Raw genomic sequence first — 22037 nt, forward strand, 5'->3', positions numbered from 1 at the left:
CTATATATACACCCCAAAATAGGTGGGCTGCATCTTTTGTTTAGACTAGACTGCCCCGGGACGGGGCGGGGCGTGGGGCCCCCGCAACCCGGGGGGGCGCCACGCCCGGCTTTTTTCCGCTCCCCAAGGTCCCTGCGGTGGGTCCTCGACGGGGGGTGGCGGCGGAAGCCTACGTTTGACGCCATGATCACCGATCGCACGAGCGGGACCCGGCGGCTCGGCTACCCCGCAGCGGCCGGGGTGTTCGCCGTCGGCATGGCCGGGACGACGCTGCCCACCCCGCTGTACGGGCTCTACCGCGCCCAGCTCGGCTTCTCCGAGCTGATCGTGACCGTGGTCTTCGCCGTGTACGCCCTCGGGGTGATCACGGTGCTGCTCCTGGCCGGCAATGTCTCCGACGAGGTGGGCCGGCGGCCGGTGTTGCTGTGCGCGCTGGGACTGTCGGCGGCCAGCGCGCTGTGTTTCGTGTTCGAGGGCGGGCTGCCGATGCTGCTGCTCGGACGGGTGCTGTCCGGCTTCGCCGCCGGGCTGTTCAGCGGCGCCGCCACCGCGGCGGTGCTGGAGCTCGCCCGGCCCGGCCAGGAAGCGCGGGCGGGGTTCGCCGCCACCGCCGCGAACATGGGCGGCCTCGGCTGCGGCCCGTTGCTGTCCGGGCTGCTGGCCCAGTACGCGCCGTGGCCGCTGGTCCTGCCGTTCCTGGTCCATCTCGTCCTGGTGGCCGGAGCGGCGGGGGTGACCTGGTTCCTGCCGGAGACCGTCGGTGCTCCGCACCGCCTCCACCAGCTACGGCCCCAGGGCCTGCGGCTCCCGCCCGAGGTGCGGGGCGTGTTCACCCCCTCGGCCGTCGCCGCGTTCGCCGGTTTCGCCCTCCTGGGGCTGTTCACCGCGGTCACGCCGAGCTTCCTCCACGAGACGCTCGGGGTACGCAATCTGGCCGTTGCCGGGATGGTCGTCTTCACGGTGTTCCTGGGCTCCACCGCCGGGCAGTCCCTGACGGAACGGATCGGTGTCCGCCGAGCGCTGCCGGGCGGCTGTCTGGTACTGGTGGTGGGCCTCCTGCTGGTGGCCGCCTCGCTGGCGGTGACCTCCCTGCCGCTGCTGGTCAGCGGCGCGGTGTGCGGCGGCGTCGGCCAGGGCCTGGCGTTCCGGGCCGGGCTGACCGCCGTGGGCCACGCGGCACCGCCCGCGCACCGCGGCGGCACCATCTCGGCCTTCTTCCTCGTCGCCTATCTCGGCATCTCGCTGCCCGTGGTCGGCGTCGGTGCCCTCACCCTGGTGCTCGGCCTGCGCGGCGCCGGACTGACCTTCTCCGCCTGTGTCATCGGGCTCGCCGTCGCCGTCGGCCTCTACGTACTGCGCCACCCGCCGGCCGACGAGAACTGACCGGCGCCGGGCCCCGGGACCCGCACCGCGCTTCCGGACGGGCCGTCAGTCCGCGCTCGTCCGGGCCGGGTCGTCCACCGGCACCAGCCGCACCCGCAGCCGCTCCGGCCCGCGGGTGAAGACGCCCGCGTCGGCGGGCGGCGTACCCTCCGCGAAGTCCATCGCGGGGAACGCGTCGAGCAGCTGATTGACGGCGCTCTCCACCTCGGCCCTGGCCAGGAGTGCGCCCACGCAGAAGTGCCGGCCGAGGCCGAAGGCGATGTGCTGGGCGGCGGCGCTGAAGGCGGTGGTGGGCGTCAGATCGTCACGGCAGACATCGAAGGTGTCCGGCCGGGCGTAGTGGCGCTCATCGCGGTTCGCGGAGCCGATCAGGCAGGTGACGGTGGCGCCCGCGGGGATGGTGCCGCCGCTGAGGGTCACGTCGGCGGCGGTCTGCCGCATGATCATCTGGACCGGGGGTGTGTAGCGCAGCGTCTCGGCGAAGGCCGCGGGGATCAGCGTCCGGTCGGCGCGTACGGCGGCCAACTGCTCCGGGTGGGACAGCAGATTGCGGAACAGGGCGGCGAGGGCCTTGTCCGTGGTTTCGCCGCCGGCCGAGAGCAGCAGGCTGACGAACGACGTGATGTCCTGGTCGTTCATCCGGGTGCCCTCGATCTCGGCGGTGCAGAGTGTGGAGAGCAGATCGTCGCCGGGGGCGGCCCGCCGTTCATGGATGACCGGGAGCAGGTAAGCGGCGAGCTCCCGGCCGGCGCGCCGGCCGGCCTCCGCGACCTCGGGGTCCTGGGCCAGGTTGGACAGGAAGCCGACGACGGAGGCGTACCAGCCGTGGAAGCGGTCGTGGTCGGCGCGGTCCAGCCCGAGCATGTCGACGATGACGTTGATGGGGAAGCGGGTCGCGAACGACGCCACGAGATCGGTCTCCGCCGCGTCGCGGAAGGTGTCGATCAGCTCCCGCGCATTGCGCTCGATGACCGGCAGGAACTTCTCCCGCAGCTCCCGGCCCCGGAAGGCGGGGGCCACCAGGGCCCGGCGTACGGCGTGTTCACGGCCGCTCATCTGGGGCAGCGTCCGGCCGCCGTGCGCCGGTTCGAGCTGCCACTCGTAGTTGTCGCTGGTGAACACCGGATCGCGGAAGGCCCGGGACACATCCTCGTACCGCGAGAGCAGAAAGCTGTCGGTGCCCGGGTCGTGGAAGACCGGATAGTGCACCCGCAGGACGTGGTACGCGGGGTAGGGGTCGGCCGCGAACTGCGGTGACAGGATGTCGGGCGGCTGCGGGAGAGTGGTCACAACACGTCCTCGGCTTCCCTGAGCGACGTCGGGCTCGGACGGTGGTGCACGGCGGCTGTTGACGCTAAAGCACGGTCCGGTACCCGTCCAGAGCGCACCGCCCGAACCGGCCCCGCCCCGGCGGCCCGCCTCAAGAGCTGAGCGCCTCGGGCCAGTGCGGCGAACGGCCGAGAGCCGCCAGGATCCGCTCCAGGGTGTCCGCGTCCTCGGCGGCGGCCGGCCCCGGCCGGAAGGCGCTGCCCGGGGCCAGCCGGGAGTCGTCGTCCGGGACGGCGCGGGCTATCGGCAGGGCGGCCCGCAGGAGTTCGGGGGCCGGGGTGTACGCCAGGTCCAGGGTGCGGGCGACGTCCCAGCTGTGCACCACGTAGTCGATGAGGTGGAAGCCGATCGCACGGGCGGCGCGGAAGGTCCGGGTGGCGCTGAATTCGGGGAGCGCGAACGCCTGGTCCGGCCCTTCCACGGTCGCGAAGGCGGCGATGACTTTCTCCGCCGCGGCGGTGTACTCCCCGACGGGGTCCGTGCCGAGCGGCCGGACCGCCCAGTGCGCCGGCTCCCGTCCCTCTCCCCTCGCGCCCGCAGGACGGCCGCGCCGTCCCGACCTGGCGGCGATGGTCGTACCCCTGGGCCGTGCGCTGATGGCGGCCGAGCAGCCGGTCCTTGACGCACACGGTCTGACGATGTGGGCCTACGCGGTGCTGCTGCATCTCGACGAGACACCGCTCCGCACGCAAGCGGCGCTGGCCGAGGCCATCCGGGCGGACAAGACCCGCATCATCGCCGTCCTGGACGATCTGGAGCGCCGGGAGCTGATTAGCCGTCAGCCGGACCCCGAGGACCGCCGGGTGCGCCTGCTGTCCCTCACCGCCGAGGGCCGGCGGCTGCGGGACACGACACAGGCCGCGATCCAGGAAGGCGAGGAACGGCTGCTCGCGCAGCTTCCGGCCGCCGATCGCGCCGGCCTCCTGCGGGCGCTGCACACGCTGTACACCTTGCCGGAGTTGACGGCACGGAAGCCCGGCCGGGGTTCACCCCGGACCTGAACCGACGGGCGGGCGGCGCGACGCGGCCCCGACATGCCGACGGTGCCGACCGAACGGACCCGTGGGTCCGTCGGCCGGCACCGGCCGGAAGAGCTCTGTGATTACCGACGATGGCCGTCGTCGCCGCCCCAGCCCCAGCCGCCGCGCTCGCAGCCCTCGCTGAAGACCGGGCCGACGTGGTGGAGCACACCCGCGGAGAGCCAGCAGGACGCGTGGTGGCCGTGGCCGTGGTGGTTCTTGTAGTGGTGGTGGTGACGGTCCTTGTGCACCTTGCCCATGTTGCAGGCCAGGGCGGCACTCGCACCACCCATGACGATGGTGGTGGCCAGCGCGCTGGCTGCGATCGCGGCGCGGATGCGCATGTCTGCTCCTCGAGAGGATCAAAGGGGTATATCGACCTTTTCAGGATGCACCTTTACGGAATCTCCCAAAACCTGACACGTCGTGAATTGGGCGAGTTGGAGTAACTGATCAACCCGCCGCCCCTCTCCCTCGTGGTAGGACACCGCCCGCGCTGCGGAAAAGACAGCGCCCCCGTCGGCGATCTCGGCGGGGGCGACAACACGAGAACCTGAAACAGAACGAACTGATGGCGCATCACACGGCGACTCGTCAGGCCCCTTCTACCACCGGCTCGGACGGTTGGCGTACAGGCCGGGTGCCCGTGCGCAGTCCCAGCGTCACCAGTGCCACGGCCACGGCGAGGAAGCCGGAGAGGACCGCGAAGCCGGTCACGCTGGAGCCGGTGGCGTCGGTCAGCCAGCCGACCAGATAGGGGCCGGCGAACCCGCCGAGATTGCCCAGGGCGTTGATCAGGCCCATGGCGACGGCCACCACCTCGAAGCGCAGCAACTGACCGGGGATCGCCCAGAACGGGCCGTACGGCGCGTAGACCGCGGCAGCCGTCACACACAACAGCAGCATCCGCGGCAGGGCGCCGTCCACGGCCTGGCCCAGCAGCAGTGCCGCGATGCCCACGACGAGCGGGACGGCCACCGCCCGGCGGCGTCTGCCGGTGCGGTCGGACCAGGCGGCGTTGGCGATCATCACGACGAGGGCGACGGTGAACGGGACCGCGGTGAGCAGCCCGACCTCGGTGGACGAGCCGTCGTGGGTCAGCTCCTTGATGACCGAGGGCAGCCACAGATTGAAGCCGTAGAAGCCGGTGATCCAGAAGAAGTAGACGCCGATGAGGACGAGGACGGACTTCTGCCTGACCGCGTCGAGGTACGAGCCGCTGCCCGCCGCGGGCTTCGCGGCCTCGTCGGCGGCGATCGAGCGCGCCACGTGCTCGGCCTCGGCGCGGGAGATCCAACGGGCCTGCGCGGGCCGGTCGGTGACCGCGAACCACCAGACCACCGCCCACACCAGAGGCGGCACCCCCTGGAGCACCAGCACCCAGCGCCAGCCGGCATGGTCGAGCATCCACCCCGACAGCGGCGCCATGAACACCGAGGAGAGCGGCAGGCAGGCCATCCACAGGGCGTTGGCTCGGGCCCGTTCGCGCAGCGGGAACCACGAGGCGAGCAGGATGAGGACGGCCGGCCAGACACCACCTTCGAAGAAGCCGAGCACGAAACGGGCCACGTAGAACTGCGACTTGGTCTGGACGAGACCGGACAGCGAGGCGGCCAGCCCCCACGCCACCATCAGGATGAGGACGGTCTTCCGGGCGCTCCAGCGCTGGGCGAGGATCGCGGCCGGGATCTGGAGGAAGACATAGCCGACGAAGAAGACGCCGCCGACCAGGCCCTGGTCGGCGTTGGACAGCGCCAGATCGCCGTGCATGTAGGGGAGGATGACGGAGACGTTGTTCCGGTCGAGATACGCCAGCATGTACATGATCGCGGCGACCGGAATGACGTACACCCAGCGCTTGGCGGGGGCCGCGGACGGGGGCGACGGCGGGATCGGCTGCGGGCGGGCCGCCGTCACCGGGCGGCCGCCGTTCCGTATGCGGCCCGGATCCGGTCGGTGCAGCGGCTGAAGCCGGCGGCGGCGCGGAAGGCCGCGGCCATCGTGCCGTGCGAGGCGCGGCCGCTGCCCGCGATGTCGAAGGCGGTGCCGTGGTCGACGGAGGTCCGCAGGATCGGCAGCCCCACGGTGACGGAGACGGTGCCGTCGAAGTCGACGGTTTTGGCGGGGATATGGCCCTGGTCGTGGAAGTGCGACAGCACGCCGTCGAAGCGGCCTTCGAGGCCCTGGTGGAAGACCGAGTCGGCGGGGACCGGCCCCACGACACCGAGGCCCTCGGCGGCCGCCTTCTCGACCGCGGGACGCAGGACGGTGATCTCCTCGTCGCCGAAGTGGCCGCCCTCGCCCCCGTGCGGATTGATCGCGGCGACGGCGAGCCGGGGCGCGTCATGGCCGAAGACGCGCAGTGCGGTGGTGGCGTGCCGGATGCTCGACACGACCCGCTCCTCGGTGATCTGGTCGAGCGCCTTGCGCAGGGCGAGATGGCGGGTGGTGAAGAAGATCTTGAGGCCACGGACCACGAACATGGTGTCGAAGTGGGCCGCGCCGGTGAGTTCGCCGAGCATCTCGGTGTGGCCGAGGTGCTCGGAACCGGCCGCCCAGATGGCCTCCTTGTTGATCGGCGAGGTGACGATGCCGTCCACCTCACCGGCCAGCGCGGCGCGGGTCGCGGCCTCGATGGCGGCCACGGCGGAGCGGCCGGCGACCGCGTCGACCATGCCCCAGGGCAGGTCCGCGGGGGCGATCCCGAGGTCGAGCACATCGATGGTGCCGGGCTCGAAGCGTGCCTCACCGGGCGTGCCGACGGCGTGGACCTCGACTTCCAGGCCGCAGACGGCGACGGCGCGGCGCAGTACGGCGGCGTCACCGACGGCGAGTCCGCGGCCGAGTGCGCGGGTCGCCGGGTCGGCGAGGGTGCGCGCGGTGATCTCGGGGCCGATGCCGACGGGATCGCCGAGGGTGACGGCCAGGAGCGGCAGCGGGCCGCCGGCATCCGGACGGTGACGGTCCGTCCCGGGGGCGGTCGCGGGCTGAGGGTCGGTCATGGGCTCGCCTTTCGGGGTGCGGTGTTCACTTCGCGCTCAACGTGGGGCCGAGGGTGTGCCGGGTGCAGGCCGCGCGCAGGTGTTCCACGCAGTCGCGGGCCGCGTCGGGGCCGCCGATCAGGCCGCCCTTCGTGGCGAACAGCAGTCCGTCGTGGGGGCCGCCCACCAGGTGTCCGGCGATGGCGAGCGGGAGCACCTCGGTCTCGATGGCGAAACCGTCGGCGCCCAGTGCGGAGGTGACCGCCGCGGCGACATCGCCACCGGAGGCGTACAGCCCGCCCGGGCGCAGCTCGGCGACCGCCCGGCGGGCGACCTCGGCGAGCGCGCGCAGGATGCGGGCCGCGGTGCGGGGATCGGGTACGGGGGCGGAACCCGCGGCGGCCGGCGGTCCGGCGGCGACCCGGACGCCGAGCACCGTGGCGCCCTCCCCCGCGGCCGCGCGCAGTGCCGTCAGCGCCCGGTCGGGGTCCGGGGCGGCGGGGTCGAGTGCCGCCCAGCGGGCGCCGAGCGCGGTTTCCGTGCGGGCGAGCTGGGTGCGGGTGCGGTCCGTGACGCTGCCGACGACCGCCAGGACGGTGGCGGGGGCGCCGCCTTCGGGCCGCAGGCCCATTTCGGCGGCGAGGGCGGCGCCGAACGGTCCGGAGTCCAGCGCGACCCAGCGGATGCGGTCCTCGGTCGCGAGGCGGGCCGCGGCCGTCGCGACCGTGCGCAGATGTGCGTTCTCGGTGGCGTCGCAGACCACGATGTCGGCCGGGCTCTCCCGCAACGCCGCGGCCACCGCGCCGGGGCCCCGCTCCACCACGTCCAGGGCCAGTTCGGCGATGCTGCGCCTGCTCTGGGCGCCCAGTACGGCCGCGACCCGTGCGTGCCGGACCGGGTCGAACGGGTCGTGGGCCACGGCCGTCCGGGTCAGCGGTACGCCGTCGACGAGATGCAGACCGCCCACCGTGGTCCGGCCGGCGTCGGGGAAGGCGGGGACGGCCAGGGTCCGGATCCGGGCCGCGGGCTCGCGGGCGGCCAGGGCATCGACCACCGCGTCGAGTTCGCTGCCGGGATTGCCGCGCAGGGTGGTGTCGACGCGCTTGACGATCAGCGGCGCCTCCCCCGCGGTGCCGGCGGCGGCCCGGACGGCCGCGTAGGCGCGGGCGGGGCTCCAGTGGCGCGAGGCGGTGTTGACGACGAGGACGTCCACCCGGTCCGCGTAGCGCGTGACGCGGTCGAGGTCGCCGACGGTGACGGCCCGCAGGCCCTGTCGCGCATAGAGCGCACCGGTCGCATTGCTGCCGGTGAGGTCGTCTCCGATGACGAGCACCTGGGCCACCCGGTCTCCTCCCGTCGGCTCTCCGGTGCCACCGTCGACCCCGAAGTGACCGAACCGCGCATTTTTGTTGCGCGGTTCATGCAATTCAGAGTGGCGACTCGCCGAACGGACTGTCAAGAGGTGTGCAGCGGGGCGCCCTCGGCGCCGTCCTCGGGGCGCACCGCGGCCGGGTGCACCGACCAGCCCGCGTCCGTGAACGCGGCCAGCTCCCGCTCCTCGCCCCCGGAGATCAGGCCGGTCCCGGCCGGCATCGGCGCCCAGTACGGGAAGCCCCCTCCGCCGCCGAGCTTGGAGTGGTCGGCGAGCACCCAGGCGGCCCGGGCGCACTCGGCCATCGTCTCCTTCAGCGCGGCCTGCTCCGGGTCCGGGCAGTTGACGCCCCGCCGGGGGTCGAGACCGTCGACACCGAGGAAGGCGATGTCCGGGGTGAGCCGGCGCAGCGCCTGTTCCGTCCTGGTGCCCAACAGCGACTCGTTGGGCCGCCGCAGCCGGCCGCCGAGCACCACGACGTCCACCTCCGCGTCCGCCAGCTCGACCAGGGTGGACAGGCCGTTGGTGACGACGGTGAGATCGCCGCGGTCGCGCAGCTCATGTGCCAGCCGGGCGACGGTGGTGCCCGCGTCGAGGAGGACGACGTCGCCGCTGCGGACCAGCGCCGCCGCGGCGCGGGCGATGGCGTCCTTCTCGCCGCGCTGCTCGTGCTCCTTGTCGTGCCAGGACCGCTCGACGGCCCGGTGGTCGACCGCGCCGCCGTACGTCCGCGTGATCCGGCCCAGGGCGGCCAGTGTCGCCAGGTCGCGGCGGACGGTGGACAGCGAGACATCGAACTCCGCCGCGAGATCGTGCACGCTGATGTCGCCGGCGCCGAGCAGCTCCACCATCCGCTCGCGCCGGCGCCGGGTGGCCGAGCGCTCCCCACTGGTCACGTCACTGCCCGCCTCTGCCTGCCGTCGCTGCCGGCGTCCCGAAGGGACCTCTCAAGTTGCGTGTTTCGCGCAATTCGAGAGTAGCAGTGGAGCAGGCAGCGGCGGGCGCCGCCTTCAGGGTGCTGTTCGGTCAGGCGAGAACCTTCGCCTTGGCCTTCTGGTACTCCTCCTCCGTGATGTCGCCGTGGTTCTTCAGCTCGGCGAGCTTCGCCAGGGAATCCGCGTGCCGGCTCGTCTCGTCGTCACCGGTCGCCACGGTCTTGCGCAGGTACTCCTGTAGCTGCTTCTGCTGCCGTTCGGCCTGGGCGATCTCCCGTTCGCTCATCCCGTGACCACGGGCGATCACATAGACGAAAACACCCAGGAAGGGCAGCAGGATCACCAGGACGAGCCAGCCGGTCTTGCCCCACCCCTTGAGGTCGTGGCTGCGGAAGATGTCACCGATGATGCGGAACAGCAGGATCAGCCACATGACCCACAAAAAGATCAGGCACATGGTCCAGAACGCGTTGAGCAGCGGGTAGTCCATCATGGCCTCCTATGGCGCTGGGAGCCCCCGAGCTCATCCTTCCGTCAGCTCAAGGATCCTCGCCGTCGGCCTCCGCCGCGACCACATCCAGGCCGGTGAGGGCCTGTTCCGTCCAAATGACCTTGCCGCTGGTCGTGTAACGCGTCCCCCACCGTTCGGCCAATTGGGCGACCAGGAAGAGTCCGCGGCCGCCTTCGTCCGTGGTGGCGGCCTGCCGCAGATGCGGTGAGGTGCTGCTGCGGTCGGAGACCTCGCAGATCAGGGAGGTGTCGCGGATCAGGCGTACGCGGATGGGACCGGCCGCGTAGCGGATGGAGTTGGTGACCAGCTCACTGAGGATCAGCTCGGCGGTGAACGCCTCCTCCGCCAGGCCCCACTCGATCAGCTTCCGGACCGCCGCGGCCCGTATCTGGCCCACCGCCGAGGGGTCGGGCGGCACGTCCCAGTCGGCGACATGCTGGGTGTCCAGCACCCGGGTACGGGCGACGAGCAGCGCGATGTCGTCGCTTGGCCGGTCCGGGAGCAGCGCGCCGAGCGCGGCCTCGCAGGTCTCGTCCGGCGTCCGGCCGGGGTGATCGGCCAGGGTGCGGCTCAGCAGCGCCATACCCTCGTCGAGGTCGCGGTTCCGGTCCTCCACGAGCCCGTCGGTGAAGAGCACCAGACGGCTCTCCTCGGGCAGTTGCCGCTGCCAGGTCTCGAAGGGCAGGCCACCGAGCCCGAGGGGCGGACCGCCGGGCACGTCGGCGACCTCGGCGGTGCCGTCCGGCCGCAGCAGGACGGGCTGGACGTGCCCGGCGCGGGCCATCGTGCAGTGCCCGGAGGCCGGGTCGTAGATGGCGTAGAGGCAGGTGGCGCCGGTGACCGAGCCCTCGGCCTCCTCGGCGCCCTCGTCCTGGTCGATGCGGGTGACCAGCTCGTCGAGGTGCCAGAGGATCTCGTCGGGCGGCAGGTCCAGGTTGGCGAAGTTGTGGACGGCGGTGCGCAGCCGGCCCATGGTGGCGGCGGCGTGCAGCCCGTGGCCCACGACATCGCCGACGACGAGCGCCACCCGGGCGCCGGGCAGCGGGATGATGTCGAACCAGTCGCCGCCGACGCCGCCGAGCCCGCCGCGTCCGGCCTGGGCGGGCAGATACCGGTAGGCGGCCTCGACGGCGTTCTGCTCCGGCAGGGCGCGGGGCAGCAGGCTGCGCTGGAGGGTGACCGCCATGGTGTGCTCGCGGGTGTAGCGGCGGGCGTTGTCGATGCTCACCGCGGCGCGGGCGACCAGCTCCTCGGCGACGGAGAGGTCCTCCTCCTCGAAGGGCTCGGGCTCGTTCGAGCGCCAGAAGATGGCCACGCCGAGGATGACGCCGCGGGCGCGCAGCGGCACCGCGATCCTCGAATGGATACCGTGCTGGACGATCTTTCTGGCGCGTTCGGGGCTCTGGAGATGCCAGCCGGCGAACGCCGACAGATCCGCTTCCAGGGCCGCTTTGCCGCTGGTGAGGCCGGCGCCGAGGGCGGTGGCCGGCTCGAACCGGATCAGCTTGCCGACGGGGTAGAGGCCGCTGTCCGGCGGGGCGCCTCTGGCGGCTATCCGCCGCATCTCGACGGGCGCGCCGCCGGGGGAGGTGGGCTCCTCGCCGATCAGCACGTCCTCGGCCAGGTCGACGGTGACGATATCGGCGAAGCGGGTGGCGCCGAACTGCGCGAGCTCCTCGCAGGTGTGCACCACGTCGAGGGTGGTGCCGATCTCGGTCCCGGCGTCGTAGAGGAGCTTCAGACGGCCGCGGGCCACATCGGCCCGGCCGGTCAGCGCCCGGAGCTCGGTGGTGTCGCGCAGCGTCGTGACGCTGCCGGGCGGCCCGCCGGCCTGGTCCGTCGAGCGCTGGTTGACGGCCAGCAGCCGGTCGCCGACCGGGTGGACCTCGTCGGTGACGACCCGGCCGGAGGCCAGCAGATGGGCGGTGGCGGGGTCGAGCCCGAGATCGGCGATCTGGCGCCCTTCGACGTCCGGCGGCAGGCCGAGCAGCCGGCGCGCCTCGTCGTTGGCGAGCAGCAGACAGCCGTCGCCGCCCATGATGATCACGCCTTCGCGTACGGCGTGCAGCACCGCGTCGTGGTGCTCGTACATCCGGGTCATCTCGGCCGGGCCGAGGCCGTGGGTCTGGCGCCGCAGTCGCCTGCTGACCAGCGCGGTGCCGCCGGTGGTCAGCGCGAGGACGCCGGCCGCGGCGCCGAACAGCAGCGGGAACTGGTCGTCGACGACACCGCTCACGCGGTTGACGGTGATTCCGGCCGAGACCAGCCCGATGACCTTTCCCTTGTCCGGGCCGCTGTGGCTGAAGACCGGCACCACGGCCTGGACGAGCGGCCCGATGGTGCCGGTGATCTTCTCGGTGACCACCCCGCCGGCCAGCGCCGGCTGGAGCGTGCCGACGAACTTCTTGCCGATGCGGTTGACGATGGGGTGGGTGTAGCGGATGCCCTGGGTGTTCATCACGACGATGAAGTCGACCTCGGAGCGCTTGCGGGCGGCTTCCGCCCGCGGCTGTAGCACGGTGGTCGGGTGGGCGGTCTTCAGTGCCGCCTCGATGCCCGGTGCGTTCGCGAATGCCTCAGCGACGGCCACGGACCTGTTGCGGGCTTCGCGGTCTGCGTCGGACCGGGATTGCAGCACAAGTGCGGCGATGGCGGCGGCGACGAGCAACACCACGATCGCCACCTGCAGGAGAAAGACCTGACCTGCGACAGTTCGCATCCTGAGAACCGAACGCGGGCGGCCGTAGCGTCCGGCCATGTCCTCTTTCTACACCTCCCGCATACGGTGGGCGAGCCGCGCGATGCGGAGCGCAGCAGCCACCAGGGCATGTCCGCGAGGGCCCGTCCCGCGGGCGGCCGCACGGCTTTTCCGAGGATGATCCCGTGATCCACGGCACGGCGCCAGAGGGCGGGAAGACCCCTGGGTAGGTTTCCCTGCTGCACACATGCGAACCTCTCCGACCAAGGGGACATACCCGGCTGCGGCCGGGCACCACCGCATCGGGAACAAATCGCCCAAGGCGTCGGGGGTTCATGTAACTCTTCCCACAGGCCCGTCCGCTTGCCTGATCGGGCTCCGCCGCTCGGGTGAGCTCGGCGCCGGCGCAACGTGCCTGGTCAGCGCCGCTCACCGGGACCCCGGAGGCGGCACGGAGGTGACCCTGGGTGCCCCTTTGCCCGCGCACTCGCCGTCGGGACGGTATGAGACGTTCGTGGGCATGCATGTTCCCGAGGAGATCCGAGCCGAGGCGGCCGCGCTCATCGACCACCACGCGCTCGGACTGTGGAAGCCGAACGATGCCGACCGGCGTACCGCCGTGGCACTGTTCCACTTCCTCGAAACCGGTCTGCCGCTCACGAGCGAGCAGATCCGGTCCGCCCTTGCGCACACGGAACCGGCTGCCGACATGACCGGGCGACTGCTGGACCTGCTGCGGGGAACCGCCGGGCTGCTCGACGACGCACCGGTGGCCGAGAGCCCCGCCGGGCGGGACGCCGTCGACCACGTGTGCCTCCTCCTGGACGCGCTGGCGCTCTCCCGGCTCAGCGGGCGGTGACAGAAAGCCCGCCCGGGCAAGAGGCTCCGGGCGGGCGGTTCTGCGGCTTCGACGGCCCTATACGGGCAGCGAGGCGGGCTTCTCGGGCGGGGCCTGCTCGTCCTCGGGGACCGAGATCACCCAGTGCGTCTCCTGGCGCGGGCGCAGATAGCACGCCCAGTACAGCGCGGCGACGGCCACGATGACGCCGGTGATCACCAGGCTCTCGGTGCTCTGCTGAGAGAGCACCCACGCCAGCACCATGACCAGCAGCGCCGGGACCACCGGCCACAGCGGCATCCGCCAGGCCGCCCGGTGCTTGTGCTCACCCCGGCGCGAGACCAGGGCCCCCAGGGCGACGAAGACATACATCGCGGCGACGGCCACACCGGTGACCTCGCTCAGGGTGTCGAGGTTGACGAAGCACAGCGCCGCGCCGGGGACGCCCACCGCGAGGGTGGCCGCCCAGGGGGAGCCGAAGCGCCGGCCCACGTGCGAGAAGACGCGGTTGACGGCGGCCGGCCAGGCCGCGTCGCGCGCCGAGGAGAAGACCACGCGGGAGTTCTGGATCACCATCACGATCGCCGCGTTGATGATCGCCAGGGCGATGCAGAGGCTGACGAAGGTGCCGATGCCCGAATTGCTCCAGTCCTGCACCATGCCGGCTACGTCACCGGCGCCGAGGGTCTTCAGGTCAGGGGCGCCGAGGGTGATCGCGACCACCGGGATCAGGACGACGGCCACACCGATGCCGAGCGTCCACAGCACGGTGCGGGAGACATTGCGGCGGGGGTTGTCCATCTCTTCGGCGAGGTACACGGCCGTGGAGAAGCCCTGGAGGATGAAGAGCGCGGTGGCCAGCCCGGCCACGATGAGCCCGGCGGTGACGGCGGTGCTGTGGCCGCCGCCGGCGTCGATCACGGGGTGCACGAGCACGGACGCGGAGCGCTGGGTGTGGGTGAAGCCCAGGAAGGCCACGACCGCGCAGGCCACGACTTCCAGCACCAGGAAGATGCCGGTGATCCAGGCGTTGGCGCGCAGGTCGAGCAGGCCCATCGCGGTGGCCAGCAGCATCACCGCGGCGGCGGTGTACTGCGGATCCAGGTGCACGATCGGCGCCAGATAGTCGGCGGTGCCCAGGGCGATGATGGGCGGCACGATCATGACGACGATCAGCGAAAGCACGAAAACCAGCCACCCGGCCAGGCGGCCCATGAGCGTGCCGACCATCGCGTACTCGCCGCCGGAGCTCGGGATCAGGGTGCCGAGCTCGGAGTAGGTGAAGGCCACGCCGATACACAGCAGGGCCGCGACGGCGATGGTCAGCGCGGTGCCCGTGCCCAGGCCGGCGAAGGAGTCCGGCACGATCACGAAGAGCGAGGACGCCGGGGTCAGACAGGACAGCGTGAGCAGGGTCCCGCCGACCACACCGATCGACCGGGTGAGTTTGGGGCCGCTGGAGGTGTCCCCGTCCGTCGCGCTACGGGTGTCCCGCTCAGGTGCTGCGGGGGCAACAGGCGTGTAGGGCATATCGGTATCCGTATCCCATCGGTGCTGGCGGCATGAGGGGTGGCACTTCGGGGGACGAGCGCCGCAAAGCGATGCGGCCCGGATTCCCACAGGCCCCGCTTTGGTGACCGAATACAACCCCTGCCGACGACTCACGTCAAGGTCTCGTTAAGCCTCGTGGACAACGAAATCCGTAGCTATTGAGGACTCCCGGAACGCTTATCCATGATCCATCGCGGAAATCAAGCGAATTCCGCGGCCGGAGGGAGGGTGCGGATTCCCGCGGGCCGCCGCCGGATCCCTTGCCGGTCTCACCGGACCGGTGGCCGGTCCGAGCCGGGACCGCGGCGGTGGCCTGGCCGGTCGGCCGGAGACCGGTGGCCCGACCGGTCGGTCGGAGACCGGTGGCCTGGCCGGTCGGTCGGAGACCGGTGGCCTGGCCGGTCGGCCGGATAGGTGGCCGCTCCGCCGCCCCGCCGCTCGCCCCGTCAGCCCTCGTGCACATGCGGGCGGGCGATCAGCAGCGCGACATCGTCGTGGTCGTGCTCATCGCGCAGGGAGCCCAGGAGGCGGTCGCACAGGCCCTCCAGATCCTGCTGGGGCTCGGCCAGCAGCTCCAGCAGGGTGTCCAGACGGGCGTCGATGGGCTGGTCCCGGGTCTCGATCAACCCATCGGTGTAGAGCACCAGTTGGTCGCCCTCGCGGAGCCTTACGGTGGTCTGCTCGAAGGGGACGCCGCCGACCCCGAGCGGCGCCCCGGTGGGCAGGTCGAGCAACTCGGGTGCCCGGTCCGGCCGTACGACGATGGGGGGCAGATGCCCGGCGACGGCGATCCGGCACTCCATGCGGTGCGGGTCGTACACGGCGTACAGGCAGGTGGCGAAGGCCGGGTCGAGGCCGACGGCGATGTGGTCGAGATGGCGGAGCACTTCGGCGGGGTCGAGGTCGAGGTCGGCCAGGGCGCGGGCGGTGGTGCGCAGCTGGCCCATGGTGGCGGCGGCGTTGATGCCGCTGCCCATCACGTCGCCGACCACCAGCGCGGTCTTGTCGCCGGCCACCGGGATGGCGTCGAACCAGTCGCCGCCGACCTCACTGGCCGCCTGGGCCGGCTGGTAGCGGTAGGCGATCTCCATGGCCGTGGGCTGCGGCGGCCGGTGGTTCATCAGATGGCGCTGGAGGGTGAGCGCGGTGCGGCGTTCGCTCTGGTACGAACGGGCGTTGTCGATGCACACCGCCGCCCGGGCGGCCAGTTCGACGGCGAGCACCGCGTCGTCCTCGTCGAACGGCTCCGGATTGCGGACGCGGTACAGCGACAGCGCGCCGAGGACCTCGCCGCGGGCGATCAGCGGCACGGCGAGGTAGGAGTGCAGTCCGGCCTTCCCGAGGAGCGCGGCGCCCTGCGGGTCGGCGGCGATGTGCGGCAGGTCGCCCTCGCTGACCTGGGGGACGAGCACCGGACGGGCCTCGGTCACACAGCGGGTGATCAGCCGGTCGGCCTCGTAGGAGGCGATCTGGCCGGTGGGGTCGGCGGCCCGGACGGCTTCGGTGGAGTAGGCCGCTGATACGGCGAGTGCCCGGAAGCGGGCCGGGCCGCCGCGGGAGAGCGAGGTCGGGCGCCGGCCGTCCAGTACGGCGTCGAGGACATCGACCGCGGCCAGGTCCGCCAGCTCGGGCACGATGACATCGGCGAGTTCGTGCGCGGTCTGGTCGACATCGAGGGTGGTGCCGACGGTGGCGGAGGCGTCGGCGATGACGGCCAGCCGCCTGCGGGCGCGGGCCGCCTCGGTGGCGGACCGGTGCTGCTCGGTGACGTCCACGACGGAGGTGGCCAGCCCCAGCACCCGGCCGTGGGCGTCCTCCAGCCGGTAGTACGACACCGACCAGGCCCGGTCGGCGTGCGGGTCGGCGGCGGTGCGGCCGACGGTGTACTGGTCGAGCATCGGCGTGCCGGTGTCGAGGACCGCGCGCATGCTGGACACGATGGTGTCGGTGTCCAGGAATGACAGCGCCTCCCGGACATCGTGGCCGATGTGCTGGTCGGCGGGCAGATCGTTGATGCGCTCCAGCGCCGGGTTGACCATCACGAAGCGGAGCGAGGTGTCCAGGACCGCCAGGCCGATCGGCGACTGGGCCACCAGGCGGACGGACAGCGCCAGATCCCGCTCGACCCGCCGCAGCACGGCCTGGTCGGTGGCGATGCCCAGGGCGTAGGTCTCACCGCGCTCGTCCAGCAGCCGCATATTGCGGAATTCCACGAGGCGGGTACTGCCGTCCTTGTGCTGGACGGGGAAGACTCCGGCCCAGCTCTCGCCGCCCGCCATGACCTGGGAGAACAGCCCCAGGACCAGATCGAAGTGCTCCGGTCCGACCAGCAGCTGCGCGGCCGGCCGGCCGAGTGCTTCCTCCGCGGTCCAGCCGAACAGCGACTCGGCCTGCGGGCTCCAGAGGGTGATGCGTCCGTCCGCGTCCAGCATCACCGCGGCGACGCCCAGCACGTCCAGCAGGCCGCCGGGTTGCCCGGGTGTGGCCCCCACCTGGGCAGCACCTTCGGGGAACGCGTCGGTCGCACCCATCCAGGCACTCCTTCCGCCGGTCATCACAGACCGACAGCCGTGGCGCTCTCCGTACATCGGCCGGTTCTCGCTGTGCTTCCGTTGCTCCCCATCATCTCTCGACACGGGACGGACCCGCAGGGAGAGCGAGATCCGCAGGGCGTCCGCACCCCGTGCGCGAGGGAGCATTATCCGACGCGGTTCCCAGGTCGGCGACCGTGTTGGCGATATTCGAGGCGATGATTCCGGACGGGGTTCCGACGGGGGCGACCGGGCCGGTGACCGTACGTCGCGCGGCCGACCGCACCCGGTGATCACCGGGTGCCGCGGGGCCGGCCGCAGCGGCCCGCGATCGGCGCTCACCCCGTGCCCAACAGCGGACTTGGAGATGTCGATCTCCAGCGACTACGCTGACTTTAGTTGCCTCCAGCAACTAAAAGTTCCACCCCGGCGTACCGCACCCGCCGGCGTCAGGAGGAAGCCGTACATCATGCCTACCGCCGCCCAGACTTTCCGTACCTATGTGGAGGAGAACCTCGATGCACTTAGCGCCGACCCGGCGCGCGAAGCCCTGGTCCACCAGGGCCGCCGCGTCACCGCGGGCGAACTCCGCTCGCTGGTCCACCGTTTGGCCCGCGCCCTGCGCGCCCGGGGCGTCGACCGCGGAGCGACCGTCACCCTGCTCAGCGGCAATCTCCCGGAGATCCTCGCCGCCCGCTACGCCGCCAATCTGATCGGCGCCCGGGTCAACCACCTCTACAACAAGCTGTCCACCGAGTCGCAGGCCGCCATCGTCCGCGATGTCGAGACCCGGGCCCTGATCGTCGACCCACGGTATGCCGAACGGGCCGCCGAGCTGACCGAGTTGGCGCCGGTGCCGGACGTCCTCGTCCTCGGCCCCACGAAGGTGGGCGCGGACCTGCTGGAGCTGGCGGCCGGACAGTCGGACGAGCCGTTCGCGAGCCGGGCCCGGCCCGACGATGTGTGCAGCATCCGCCACACCGGCGGCACCACCGGCCACCCGAAGGGCATCTGCACCGCCTTCGAGCAGACGCGCTGGTTCCACGGACTGGTGCGGCAGCAGCCGGATCCCACGCGCCGGCAACTGGTCTGCACCACCCTCGCGCACGCCGCGGGCATGGCGGCCGACCGCACCCTGCACGCGGGCGGCACGGTCGTCCTGCTCGACGACTTCGACCCCGGCACCGTGCTGGCCGCCCTCGCGCGCGAGCGCATCACCGAGCTGTTCCTGCTGCCGCCGCTGCTCTACCAGCTGATGGACCATCCGGACGCCCCGCACACCGACACCTCCAGCCTGCGGATGCTCACGTACGGCGGCTGTCAGGCGTCGCCGGCCCGGATCGCCGACGCGGTGCGGATGTTCGGCCCGGTGCTGATGCAGGGCTACGGGCAGAACGAGGCCGGCGCCATCAGCGTGCTCACCCAGGACGACCACGATCCGGAGCGCCCCGACCGGCTGCGTTCGGCGGGGAAGGTGCTGCCCGACGTCGAGGTGGAGATCCGCGACGAGTCGGGCCGCGTACTCCCGGCCGGTGAGCACGGCGAGGTCTGTGTGCGCTCCTCGACGATCATGAAGGGGTACTGGAAGCAGCCCGAGCTGACCGCCGAGGTCCTGCGGGACGGCTGGCTGCACACCGGGGACATCGGATTCCTCGACGACGAGGGGTACTTGACCATCGTCGACCGGCTCAAGGACATGATCGTCGTGGTCGGCGGCCATGTGTACACCACGGAGCTGGAGGACCTGCTGAACTCGCACCCGCAGGTACGCCAGAGCGCGGTGTTCGGCGTCCGGGACGCCGACCGGATGGAGCGGGTGCACGCCGCGGTGGTGCGGGCACCGGGCAGCGAGGTCGACGGGGAACAGCTGCGTGCGATGGTCCGCGCGGAGCGCGGTGCGATGTACGAGCCGCACCGGATCACCTTCGTCGAGGCGCTGCCGCTGACCGATGTGGGCAAGCCGGACAAGAAGGAGCTGCGGCGGCGGGCCGAGCAGACCTGCGCGACCGGCTGACAGCAACGACGGGCCGCCGCAGCCTGAGCTGCGGCGGCCCGACTGTGCTGCTGCCGGTCAGAGGATGCCCAGCAGGCCGAAGGGGAAGCCCGCGAAGCCGTAGCCGTAGTTGCCGTAGCCGCAGCCGCCGTAGCCGTTGAAGCCGTTGTAGCCGCCGAAGCCACCGAAGCCGCCGAAGAGGCCGCCGAAGCCGTTGTAGCCGCCGTGGTGGTGGCAGTGGTGGTGATGGTGACGACCGTGGTGGTCACGACCGTGGTGGTTGCGACCGTGGTGGTCGCCGCTTGACGATGCGGCCGGCGCCTGCGGGGTGGCCGAAGCGATGCCGGCGAGGGGGAGGACGGTAGCGGCGGCAAGGGCCGCGGTGGCCACGGAGCGGCCTATGTACTTGCGCATTGCGTTTCTCCTGTGTGGCAGGAAATCTGACAATCGATGAGTACCGCGCCTCGCCGGAAACCCCGCAGACACGGCGGAGAGCCACTCCAACGGCCCCAAGAATTGCTCCAGTCGCGGTAATGAATCGGCAAAGCGAGCTGGTGAACGGCCTGGCCGGAGCCGGACGACGACAAGGGCCGCATCATCGGTGGCACCGTCGGGCGGCAATAGCTCCGTCAGCAGCGCGTCGGCGAGCGCCACGGGACCGGCGCCGCGGTGCCTCGCCGCAGAGGTTCCGGGTCAGCGCACCGGAGCGCCCGGTCCCGGCTCAGCGCTTCCGGGCCCGGCTCGGCTGGACCCGGGAGGGCTCGCCCGGCATCTTCGGGTGGTCGGGGGGATAGGGCAGATCGCCGAGGCCCTCGTCCACCGCCTGCCGGTCCGCGAGCTCCAGGACGGAATCCAGGCCGAAGGCATGGTCCGCCATGTCCGCGTGCACATCACCGAGTTCCGCGAAGCGCGGCGGGACCGTGCGCAGATCGAAGTCCTCGGGGGCGGCATCGGACAGCTCGTCCCAGCGCAGCGGGGTGGAGACGGTCGCCCGGGGCCGGGCGCGCAGCGAGTAGGCGGAGGCGATGGTCCGGTCCCGGGCCATCTGGTTGTAGTCGACGAAGACCTTCTCGCCGCGTTCCTCCTTCCACCACGCCGAGGTCACCAGATCCGGCATCCGGCGCTCCAGCGCCCGCGCCAGCGTGATCGCCGCCCGTCTGACGTCGGTGAAGGTCCAGCGGGGCCGGATCGGCACATAGACGTGCACACCGCGGCCGCCGGACGTCTTGGGCCAGCCGCGCAGCCCGTGCTCGGCCAGCAGCTCGCGCAGGTCGAAGGCGACCTTGACGGCGTCCGCGAAATCGGTGCCGGGCTGCGGATCGAGATCGATGCGCAGCTCGTCGGGGTGCTCGGTGTCACCGCGGCGGACGGGCCAGGGGTGGAACGTCAGACACCCCAGGTTGGCCGCCCAGAGCACGGCCGCCGGTTCGGTGGGGCACATCTCGTCGGCGAACCGTCCGCTCGGGAAGGCGATCCGGGCGGTGGGCAGCCAGTCCGGCATGCCCTTGGGCGCCCGCTTCTGGTAGAAGAACTCGCCCTCGATGCCCTCGGGAAAGCGCTGCATGGTGGTGGGCCGGTCGCGCAGGCCCCGCAGCACCCCGTCGGCGACGGCGAGGTAGTACTGCGCGACGTCCAGCTTGGTGAAGCCGCGCTCCGGGTAATACGTCTTGTCGGGGTGCGACAGCCGCACTTTCCGCCCCGCGACATCCAGTTCCACAGCTCCGGCTCCGGCCATGACTCCACGTTAAGTACCGTGCGCCGCCGCCGCGCGCCGGAAGGGCTACGGGCCCGGCGCGCGGGATGCGCCGGCAGCCCGCAGGATCGGGACATGGACCTGCCCGTCATGCCCCCGGTCTCCCCGATGCTCGCGAAGCCGGTGGCCGATATTCCCGCCGGTATGCAGTACGAGGCCAAGTGGGACGGCTTCCGCGTCATCGTCTTCCGGGACGGCGAGGACATCGAGATCGCCAGCCGCACCACGAAGTCCCTCACCCGCTACTTCCCCGAAGTGGTCGAGGCGGCCCGTGCCGAGCTGCCCCGGCGCTGCGTCGTCGACGGCGAGATCGTGATCGCCCATGACGGCCGGCTGCACTTCGAGGAGCTGCTGGAGCGCATCCACCCGGCGGACTCCCGGGTCCGTACGCTCGCGGAGCGGACGCCCGCCTCGCTCGTCGCCTTCGACCTGCTGGCCCTCGGCTCCGCCTCGCTGCTGTCCGAGCCGCAGTCGGCGCGGCGGGAAGCCCTGGTCGAGGCGCTGCGGCCGGCCCGTCCCCCGGTGTACACCGCGCCCGCGACGCGGGACCAGGAGCTGGCGCGCGGCTGGTTCACCCAGTTCGAAGGGGCGGGGCTGGACGGGGTGGTCGCCAAGCCGCTCGATCTGCCGTACCGGCCGGGCGACCGGGCCATGTTCAAGATCAAACATGCCCGCACCGCCGACTGCGTCGTGGCGGGGTACCGGCTGCACAAGAGCGGGCCGGTGGTCGGCTCCCTGTTGCTGGGGCTGCACGACGACGCCGGGCAGCTCCAGCACGTCGGGGTGTGCGCCTCGTTCCCCATGGCCCGGCGCCGCAAGCTGGTCGAGGAGCTGGCGCCGCTGCGGATGGCGGACGTCACGGGCCATCCATGGGGCGAGTGGACCGACGAGACGGCGCATGCGTCGCGGCGGATGCCGGGCGGGCCCAGCCGCTGGAGCGGCGGCAAGGACCTCTCGTGGGTGCCGCTGCGCCCGGAGCGGGTGTGCGAGGTGGCCTACGACCACATGGAGGGCAGCCGCTTCCGGCACACCGCCCAGTTCCGCCACTGGCGTCCCGACCGCACGCCGGAGAGCTGCACCTACGCCCAGCTGGAGGAGCCGGTGGGCTACGACCTGGAGGAGCTGCTGCGGGGCTGACCGCAC

At 72.0% G+C, this 22037-nt stretch carries 18 protein-coding genes; 5 read left to right on the forward strand and 13 right to left on the reverse strand.

The genetic code is table 11. The annotated features are described in order from the left end of the window. Positions 1-183 precede the first annotated feature (183 nt). Entirely contained in the window at positions 184-1383 is a 1200-nt protein-coding gene (locus tag ACFWJW_RS29710) for an MFS transporter (RefSeq protein ID WP_387247198.1), read from the forward strand. 45 nt (positions 1384-1428) lie between these two features. Here the strand turns inward: ACFWJW_RS29710 and ACFWJW_RS29715 are convergent, their stop codons facing one another. Then, positions 1429-2673, reverse strand: coding sequence for a cytochrome P450 (locus ACFWJW_RS29715; RefSeq protein ID WP_387247200.1), 1245 nt, complete (start codon positions 2671-2673; stop codon positions 1429-1431). A gap of 130 nt (positions 2674-2803) precedes the next feature. Further along, positions 2804-3352 (reverse strand): TIGR03086 family metal-binding protein, encoded by a 549-nt coding sequence (locus tag ACFWJW_RS29720; protein WP_387247282.1) that lies wholly within the window; start codon positions 3350-3352, stop codon positions 2804-2806. Between ACFWJW_RS29720 and ACFWJW_RS29725 the strand changes: the two genes are divergently transcribed. Then, on the forward strand, positions 3282-3713 hold the full coding sequence (locus tag ACFWJW_RS29725) for a MarR family winged helix-turn-helix transcriptional regulator (protein ID WP_387247284.1): 432 nt from the start codon (positions 3282-3284) through the stop codon (positions 3711-3713). The two genes, ACFWJW_RS29720 and ACFWJW_RS29725, sit on opposite strands and share 71 nt — an antisense overlap. A 101-nt stretch (positions 3714-3814) precedes the next feature. On the opposite strand, the gene ACFWJW_RS29730 is transcribed toward ACFWJW_RS29725, so the two are convergent. The 7 genes from ACFWJW_RS29730 to ACFWJW_RS29760 all read right to left on the reverse strand — a co-directional run bounded on the left by ACFWJW_RS29730 (position 3815) and on the right by ACFWJW_RS29760 (position 12288). Further along, positions 3815-4075, reverse strand: a complete 261-nt coding sequence (locus tag ACFWJW_RS29730) for a hypothetical protein (protein ID WP_387247202.1) — start codon at positions 4073-4075, stop codon at positions 3815-3817. 250 nt (positions 4076-4325) lie between these two features. Further along, entirely contained in the window at positions 4326-5648 is a 1323-nt protein-coding gene (locus tag ACFWJW_RS29735) for an MFS transporter (RefSeq protein WP_387247204.1), read from the reverse strand. Next, positions 5645-6733: a 4-hydroxythreonine-4-phosphate dehydrogenase PdxA gene (gene pdxA, locus ACFWJW_RS29740; RefSeq protein ID WP_387247206.1), complete on the reverse strand. Its 1089-nt coding sequence runs from the start codon at positions 6731-6733 to the stop codon at positions 5645-5647. The genes ACFWJW_RS29735 and pdxA overlap by 4 nt, the downstream gene beginning before the upstream one ends. Positions 6734-6758: 25 nt before the next feature. Further along, entirely contained in the window at positions 6759-8054 is a 1296-nt protein-coding gene (locus ACFWJW_RS29745; protein WP_387247208.1) for a four-carbon acid sugar kinase family protein, read from the reverse strand. Positions 8055-8167: 113 nt separating this feature from the next. After that, the gene (locus ACFWJW_RS29750) at positions 8168-8980 is read right to left on the reverse strand and encodes a DeoR/GlpR family DNA-binding transcription regulator (protein WP_387247210.1); all 813 of its coding nucleotides are present in this window, start codon (positions 8978-8980) and stop codon (positions 8168-8170) included. Between the two features lie 130 nt (positions 8981-9110). After that, positions 9111-9509, reverse strand: coding sequence for an SHOCT domain-containing protein (locus tag ACFWJW_RS29755; protein ID WP_387247212.1), 399 nt, complete (start codon positions 9507-9509; stop codon positions 9111-9113). A 49-nt stretch (positions 9510-9558) separates the two neighbouring features. Then, entirely contained in the window at positions 9559-12288 is a 2730-nt protein-coding gene (locus ACFWJW_RS29760) for a SpoIIE family protein phosphatase (protein ID WP_387247214.1), read from the reverse strand. Between the two features lie 460 nt (positions 12289-12748). Here ACFWJW_RS29760 and ACFWJW_RS29765 point away from each other — a divergent pair, with 460 nt between their 5' ends. Then, on the forward strand, positions 12749-13087 hold the full coding sequence (locus ACFWJW_RS29765) for a hypothetical protein (RefSeq protein WP_387247216.1): 339 nt from the start codon (positions 12749-12751) through the stop codon (positions 13085-13087). Positions 13088-13144: 57 nt separating this feature from the next. Here the strand turns inward: ACFWJW_RS29765 and ACFWJW_RS29770 are convergent, their stop codons facing one another. Both ACFWJW_RS29770 and ACFWJW_RS29775 read right to left on the reverse strand, forming a co-directional pair. Next, entirely contained in the window at positions 13145-14596 is a 1452-nt protein-coding gene (locus tag ACFWJW_RS29770) for an APC family permease (protein ID WP_387247218.1), read from the reverse strand. A gap of 467 nt (positions 14597-15063) precedes the next feature. Continuing rightward, entirely contained in the window at positions 15064-17148 is a 2085-nt protein-coding gene (locus ACFWJW_RS29775; RefSeq protein WP_387247220.1) for a SpoIIE family protein phosphatase, read from the reverse strand. A 469-nt stretch (positions 17149-17617) separates the two neighbouring features. On the opposite strand from ACFWJW_RS29775, the gene ACFWJW_RS29780 reads away from it, so the two are divergent. Then, positions 17618-19162: an AMP-binding protein gene (locus tag ACFWJW_RS29780; RefSeq protein ID WP_387247222.1), complete on the forward strand. Its 1545-nt coding sequence runs from the start codon at positions 17618-17620 to the stop codon at positions 19160-19162. 57 nt (positions 19163-19219) lie between these two features. Here the strand turns inward: ACFWJW_RS29780 and ACFWJW_RS29785 are convergent, their stop codons facing one another. Continuing rightward, positions 19220-19555: a hypothetical protein gene (locus tag ACFWJW_RS29785; protein WP_387247224.1), complete on the reverse strand. Its 336-nt coding sequence runs from the start codon at positions 19553-19555 to the stop codon at positions 19220-19222. Positions 19556-19862: 307 nt separating this feature from the next. After that, complete coding sequence (gene ligD, locus ACFWJW_RS29790) at positions 19863-20876, reverse strand: non-homologous end-joining DNA ligase (RefSeq protein WP_387247226.1); 1014 nt, start codon at positions 20874-20876, stop codon at positions 19863-19865. Positions 20877-20969: 93 nt separating this feature from the next. Between ligD and ACFWJW_RS29795 the strand changes: the two genes are divergently transcribed. After that, the gene (locus ACFWJW_RS29795) at positions 20970-22031 is read left to right on the forward strand and encodes an ATP-dependent DNA ligase (RefSeq protein ID WP_387247228.1); all 1062 of its coding nucleotides are present in this window, start codon (positions 20970-20972) and stop codon (positions 22029-22031) included. Positions 22032-22037: the final 6 nt, after the last annotated feature.

It is taken from the genome of Streptomyces sp. NPDC127097, from assembly GCF_042724075.1.
Taxonomy (GTDB): domain Bacteria; phylum Actinomycetota; class Actinomycetes; order Streptomycetales; family Streptomycetaceae; genus Streptomyces.